Consider the following 6,344-nt stretch of genomic DNA (forward strand, 5'->3'; position numbering starts at 1 on the left):
AGCCTGGTCACCTTATAATTTATTCGCAATTATATGGAACAACTTTGCAAGATAAAACAAATGACAGTCGTCGCAGGCCGACTCAGGCAAGAAGTAAAAAGCGTGTCGACGCAATTCTGAATGCAGCAAAATCCTTAATTTCTGAAAAGGGCAGCGCCCAACTTAAAATTCACGAAATTTCGGAGCGTGCTGGTGTTACCCCAGCTTCTATATATCAGTACTTTCCTAGTAAAAATGCGATTACCTTAGCGCTAGCTCAGGATACCTTTGATCAATCATTTAGCTCTTTGTCTGAAGCCTTGCCGGTGACGCGCTCAAAAGAAGAGGCATGCTTTGTGTTGCAAGAGGTTATTGAGAGCTACTATCAAGAATACCTTTCTGAGCCTGCCATGATGGATATCTGGGTAAGTGTTTCGGCAGACAAATCCTTACAGGATTTGGATATCGAAGATAGTCGCCGCGTAACGAAGCTAATTGTTGATTGTATTAAGCAATACTACGATGAACAGTATTGGGAAAAGTTACAACAGGTTGGTTTCCTACTTTCGCATATGGCAGGCTCTGCTGTTCGCATGGCTTTGTCGGTGCCTGCAAAAGAGGGGAGAGCGTTGATAGATTCCTTTAAGAGTCTGGTAAATCCAGCTTCTTTAGATAGTATGATATTTTTGGATATTGCCAGTGACTCAAAATAATATAGCGCTTAGTCGTGAAGAAAAACTGAGTGACCTGGTGACAGTTGTATTGGTTAGAACTAGTCATCCGGGAAATGTCGGTGCAGTTGCTCGTGCAATGAAAAATATGGGCTTAAGTCGCCTGGTCTTGGTCTCGCCATCAGAAGCCTATGAAAAAGATGAGCATGGTGAAATTGTTTATTTGTCTCCCTTAAATACTCACGATGCGATTAGGCGAGCTTCAGGGGCTGAAGATATTCTGGCAAAAGCAATGGTCTGCACTTCGCTTGATGAGGCTTTGGCTGGTAGTCAGATAGTGATTGGTGCTAGTGCCCGCAGTCGTAAAATGACTTGGCCGCTTATGAACCCTAGAGACTGTGCTTCCTTAGTGCTTGACAAGGTTTTAGCAGATGAAAACATCGACTCTAATGAGTGTGGCAGTTCGGTGTCGCTTATATTCGGTAATGAGGCGAGTGGCTTGAGTAATGAGGAACTGCACCGCTGTCATTATCATGTAAATATTCCAGCAGTAGAGAGTTTTTCCTCACTAAATTTAGCCATGGCGGTTCAGTTACTTAGCTATGAGCTGCGAATGGCTTTGCTATATCGACCAGATTGTTTGACCGAAAGCGTTGATAAATCTGTAACTGCCCCCAAACACCATTCATTGGCCAGTGTTTCCTCTCAAGATGAATCTTGGGATGAGCCGCTAGCAACTGTGTCCGAAGTTGAAGGGTATTTTAGTCATCTAGAAAAAACGCTAATAGAAGTAGGCTTTCATGACCCGGATAATCCTCGTCAGTTGATGACAAGGTTGCGGCGCTTATATCAGCGAGTTCACCTAGATAAGATGGAAGTTAATATATTACGCGGCATATTGACGGCAACGCTCAAGTTTGGTCGAAAAAAATAGAAGCTCCATATTTTTGGGGCTAGATAGGAAATTTTATGTTTGAAGGCTTGAAAGACGATATTCAGAGTGTATTTGATCGTGATCCTGCAGCAAGAAACACCTTTGAGGTGTTAACGAATTATCCTGGTTTACATGCCTTGCTGCTACATCGACTAGCCCATAAGCTCTGGCTCAGAAATTTTCGTTGGCTTGGGCGCTCCCTTTCAACTTTTAGTCGCTGGCTCACGGGAATAGAAATCCACCCGGGGGCACAAATAGGTAAGCGCTTTTTTATCGATCATGGCATGGGTGTAGTGATTGGCGAAACCGCAGTAATTGGAGATGATGTTACCCTTTACCAGGGGGTTACCTTGGGGGGCACAAGTTGGAACAAAGGTAAGCGTCACCCAACGCTTCAGGATGGTGTGGTGGTTGGCGCGGGTGCCAAGGTACTTGGGCCCTTTGATGTAGGGCAAAATGCTAAGATTGGTTCAAATGCAGTTGTTACTAAAGAAGTCCCGGCTGAAGCAACCGTAGTTGGAATCCCGGGACGAATTATTCTCAAATCAGTTCCTGAAACGGCTACCCCGGATGACAGTAAGCGTAAGAAAATGGAAGAGAACTTTGGCTTTGATGCTTATGGCTTAAGTGATGAGATGCCCGACCCGGTTGCGCGTTCGATTAGAAGTATGCTGGATCATATGCATATGGTTGATGAACGGATGAATGAAATGTGCAAATCCTTACGTAAGCTTGATGACGGTTATAACAAAGAGGCTGTACCTTCTATTGATGAAGATGACATGTGCTGTTTTAAAGATATTAAGTAATAGTTCGATTTGGTGAAGGGCTAATGTCTCAATTATTGGGGAGAGGCTTGAGAATACTTGATTAAATTACTCAGGTAATAGATAATTTTTCAGCAATGCATCGCTCCGATGCTGACTATAAACACTTCAAGAGACATGAATTAAGCAATGCGCCTAACCACAAAAGGTAGATATGCAGTCACTGCAATGCTTGATCTTGCGCTGCATGCTTGTCATAACCCGGTTGCCTTAGCAGATATCTCGCTTAGGCAGGGTATCTCTCTTTCTTATTTGGAACAGCTGTTTTCGAAACTTAGACAACGTAAGCTGGTTAGAAGTATACGTGGTCCGGGAGGCGGTTATCAGCTAAATGTTGAGGCTGCTGATATTTCAGTTGCCGCCGTTATTGATGCTGTTGATGAGTCAATTGATACAACTCGTTGCGGCGCCAAAAGCCGTGAGGGTGTGGAGGAAAAAGCTGAGAAAGGCGGTTGTCAGGACGGCGAGCAGTGCCTCACTCATCATTTATGGATGGATCTTAGCCAGCAAATACATAGTTTTCTAAATTCTATAAGTCTTCAAGACCTTATGAACAAACGAGAGGTTCAGGTTACTGCTATTCGTCAGAATGAAGCGGCAGAACTTATTAACTCAAGTTTATTAGATATATAGCATTCTGCGGGCTCTTTTCTATTGCAGTAGTTGTGCTTGTCGGTCAATTTACGTTCATGGTAATCAGAACTTCCTCTCTATATAATACGCGCAAAATTTAGTCTGTATTATTTTGTGAACCCTAATCTATGAATAAGCCTATTTACCTCGATTATGCGGCGACTACTCCTGTTGATTTGCGTGTGGCTGAAAAAATGTCCAAGTTTCTGACGATGGACGGTGTCTTTGCCAATCCAGCCTCCCGTTCTCATATATATGGTTGGCAAGCAGAAGCCGCTGTCGAGCATGGGCGAAAGCAAGTTGCCAGCTTATTATGCGCGGATACGCGAGAGATTGTCTGGACCTCTGGTGCGACAGAAGCGAATAACTTAGCAATTAAAGGTGCGGTGTTGGCGCGTAAGTCGCAGGGTAAGCATATTGTTACATCGATGACTGAGCACAAGGCAGTTATTGATAGCGTCAAGTTCTTAGAGTCGCAGGGTTATTCGGTGACTTGGTTGAAGCCTCGCGTCAGTGGGGGAATCTCAGTTGATGATGTAGCGCAGGCACTTCGCCCTGATACGGTTTTGGTCTCCTTGATGCATGTGAACAATGAAACTGGTGCGATTAATGATGTCTATGAAATCTCCAGACTTACGGAATCGAAGGGGATTCTTTTTCATATCGATGCTGCGCAGAGTGCAGGAAAACTAAAAGTAGACACGAACGAATTACGTGCCGATATGATTTCAATGTGTGCTCACAAAATCTATGGTCCGAAAGGTATTGGTGCCTTATATGTACGGCGCAAAGCTGATTTCACTCTTCCAGCGCAAATACATGGTGGTGGCCATGAGCGAGGAATGCGTTCTGGTACTTTACCTACGCACCAGATCGTTGCGATGGGAGAGGCCTTCGAGATTGCAGCGGCATCAATGACGGAAGAACAGGTCAGTATCTCTGATCTTAAATCCCTGTTTATGGAACGTATTTCGGGCTTGGGTTGTGTGCGTGTAAACGGTCAGTTCGAGCATTCGATTTCAGGTATTTTAAATCTGTCATTTGAGGGCTTGGATGGGCAGGTCTTGCTTTCTGCTCTGCCACAGTTAGCGATTTCGTCAGGCTCCGCGTGCACCTCGGCTAGCATGTCTCCATCGCATGTGTTGACAGCTATGGGCTTGTCTGACGAATTGGCATTGAGCGCCTTGCGTTTTTCCTTTGGTCGTTTCACAACTAAAGATGAAGTGCTGAAGGCCGCTGAGATGCTCTGCTCGGCAGTCACGCGAATGAAGGGCTAGAGTTCGCTAGTTTATTGGGCTAAAAGGCTGCTAGAGTTCTTTGTTTTAATATTTTTTAATGGCGTTATTGGTGAGTGTCTTTTTTCTGCTTTGCCCTGTATAATCCCGCCACAATTTTTTAACTTTTAAACTTACTTTGGAGATAAGCTCATGGCGGTAGAACGCACTCTTTCAATCATCAAACCTGATGCAGTAGCAAAAAATGTAATTGGTAAAATCTACAGCCGTTTTGAAAAAGCTGGACTAAAGATTGTTGCTTCAAAAATGATCCACATGGATGATGAAAAAGCTGGCGGTTTCTACGCTGAGCACAAAGAACGTCCTTTCTATGGTGACTTGGTTTCATTCATGACGTCTGGACCGGTTGTTGTTCAGGTTCTAGAAGGTGAAAACGCAGTTCTTGCTCACCGTGACCTAATGGGTGCAACAAACCCTAAAGAAGCAGCAGAAGGTACAATCCGTGCAGACTTCGCAGAGTCTATCGATGCGAACGCAGTACACGGTTCTGATTCAACTGAATCAGCAGCTCGTGAAGTATCTTACTTCTTCGCAGATGCAGAGATTTGCCCACGCGGCTAAGGCTACATTAGCCTAAAGCAAGCAGGATACCATTCCCTGTAGCGCCTCAAATAGACGCTCAGAGAAAGGATCCTGCTTTTTGTCGTTATTATAGCCGGATTAATAACGAGTAGACTTCGCTCAATAATTTGAATGATTGGGTGAATAAACATGCAGTTCGGCAGTATTTTTACGCGAGAGAATTTATGAGCGCAGATGTAACACCAGAAACCAAAAAAGTTAATTTGTTGGGTCTTCCACGGCAAAAAATGCTGGATTTCCTGGAGGGGATCGGTGAGAAACCGTTTCGTGCCAAACAAATCATGCAATGGATTCATCAATATGGTGTGCATAACTTCGACGAAATGACCAATATCAGCAAAGCGCTGCGTGAAAAACTTTCAAAGATCGCAACGATTGAAGGGCCAGATATTATCTATCAGGATATCTCGTCAGATGGAACTCGTAAGTGGGTGATGCAGATGCCTGGCGGTAGTAGTATCGAGACGGTGCTTATTCCTGAAGGTGACCGTGGAACCTTGTGTATTTCTTCTCAAATCGGTTGCGCTCTGGATTGTAGTTTTTGTTCTACTGGTAAGCAGGGTTTTAATCGTAACTTGTCTACAGAAGAGATTGTAGGTCAGATTTGGAATGCTATTGCCTCCTTTGAAGAACTCGACCGGGTAAAAGATCGTCCCGTAACAAATGTTGTGTTTATGGGTATGGGCGAGCCGCTGTTAAATTTTGACAATGTCATGGATGCTGTAGACATCATGATGGATGATTTCGCTTACAGCATTTCCAAGAAGCGTCTGACAATCAGTACTGCTGGTGTGGTGCCAGCAATGGATCGAATGGGCGAATTTACCGATGCCTCGATTGCAATATCCTTGCATGCACCAAACGATGAGCTTAGAAACGAACTGGTGCCGGTGAACAAGAAGTATCCGATTAAGATGCTGCTTTCATCGCTAAAAAGCTATCTGGATCAGCTTTCGGATAAACGAAAAGCGACCATCGAATATACCCTAATTGCAGGAGTGAATGATCGAAAGATTCATGCAGATCAATTGATCGAGATTTTGCGTGGAATTCCCTGTAAGATCAACCTTATACCTTTTAATCCTTTCCCAGGCTCAGGGTATAAAAAGCCCTCAAACAACGAGGTCCGATGTTTTCAGGATTGGTTGATTGCGGGTGGTTATATCACGACCGTTAGAACAACGCGTGGTGATGATATTGATGCGGCTTGTGGGCAGCTTGTCGGTCAGGTTGAAGATCGAACGAGACGCAGTGCGCGCTACGCGGATGCAGCAAATACAATTGCTGCAAAACAGCTATAAAATATATTGGTTTGGTTAATTTTTATAGAAAAAGAGACCGCAATGAAAGCGGCTCGTATAAAAAATAGAAAAAGGCAGATTAAATTCGCATGCTGTTTTTGAATAAACAATACAGATTCTTA

At 44.0% G+C, this 6,344-nt stretch carries 7 protein-coding genes; all 7 read left to right on the forward strand.

What is annotated here, in order from left to right:
* A partial coding sequence (locus A3761_RS04585; RefSeq protein ID WP_082870172.1) for a TetR/AcrR family transcriptional regulator occupies window positions 1–692 on the forward strand: 692 nt, incomplete at its 5' end.
* Window positions 679–1,584, forward strand: coding sequence for an RNA methyltransferase (locus A3761_RS04590; RefSeq protein ID WP_231872195.1), 906 nt, complete (start codon window positions 679–681; stop codon window positions 1,582–1,584). The genes A3761_RS04585 and A3761_RS04590, both read left to right, overlap by 14 nt.
* Before the next feature lie 35 nt (window positions 1,585–1,619).
* On the forward strand, window positions 1,620–2,393 hold the full coding sequence (cysE, locus tag A3761_RS04595; protein ID WP_068510617.1) for a serine O-acetyltransferase: 774 nt from the start codon (window positions 1,620–1,622) through the stop codon (window positions 2,391–2,393).
* Between the two features lie 147 nt (window positions 2,394–2,540).
* Window positions 2,541–3,044, forward strand: coding sequence for a Fe-S cluster assembly transcription factor (locus A3761_RS04600; RefSeq protein WP_068510615.1), 504 nt, complete (start codon window positions 2,541–2,543; stop codon window positions 3,042–3,044).
* Between the two features lie 128 nt (window positions 3,045–3,172).
* On the forward strand, window positions 3,173–4,321 hold the full coding sequence (locus A3761_RS04605) for an aminotransferase class V-fold PLP-dependent enzyme (RefSeq protein WP_068510613.1): 1,149 nt from the start codon (window positions 3,173–3,175) through the stop codon (window positions 4,319–4,321).
* Window positions 4,322–4,471: 150 nt separating this feature from the next.
* Window positions 4,472–4,900: a nucleoside-diphosphate kinase gene (gene ndk / locus A3761_RS04610; RefSeq protein WP_068510611.1), complete on the forward strand. Its 429-nt coding sequence runs from the start codon at window positions 4,472–4,474 to the stop codon at window positions 4,898–4,900.
* Between the two features lie 185 nt (window positions 4,901–5,085).
* Window positions 5,086–6,222 (forward strand): 23S rRNA (adenine(2503)-C(2))-methyltransferase RlmN, encoded by a 1,137-nt coding sequence (gene rlmN, locus A3761_RS04615; RefSeq protein ID WP_068510609.1) that lies wholly within the window; start codon window positions 5,086–5,088, stop codon window positions 6,220–6,222.
* Window positions 6,223–6,344: the final 122 nt, after the last annotated feature.

It is taken from the genome of Oleiphilus sp. HI0123 (assembly GCF_001635315.1).

What these genes read in the sequence shown, in the direction of transcription:
- cysE (WP_068510617.1), top strand. Translation starts at nt 1,620, where the DNA reads ATGTTTGAAGGCTTGAAAGACGATATTCAGAGTGTATTTGATCGTGAT.
- A3761_RS04600 (WP_068510615.1), top strand. Translation starts at nt 2,541, where the DNA reads ATGCGCCTAACCACAAAAGGTAGATATGCAGTCACTGCAATGCTTGAT.
- A3761_RS04605 (WP_068510613.1), top strand. Translation starts at nt 3,173, where the DNA reads ATGAATAAGCCTATTTACCTCGATTATGCGGCGACTACTCCTGTTGAT.
- ndk (WP_068510611.1), top strand. Translation starts at nt 4,472, where the DNA reads ATGGCGGTAGAACGCACTCTTTCAATCATCAAACCTGATGCAGTAGCA.
- rlmN (WP_068510609.1), top strand. Translation starts at nt 5,086, where the DNA reads ATGAGCGCAGATGTAACACCAGAAACCAAAAAAGTTAATTTGTTGGGT.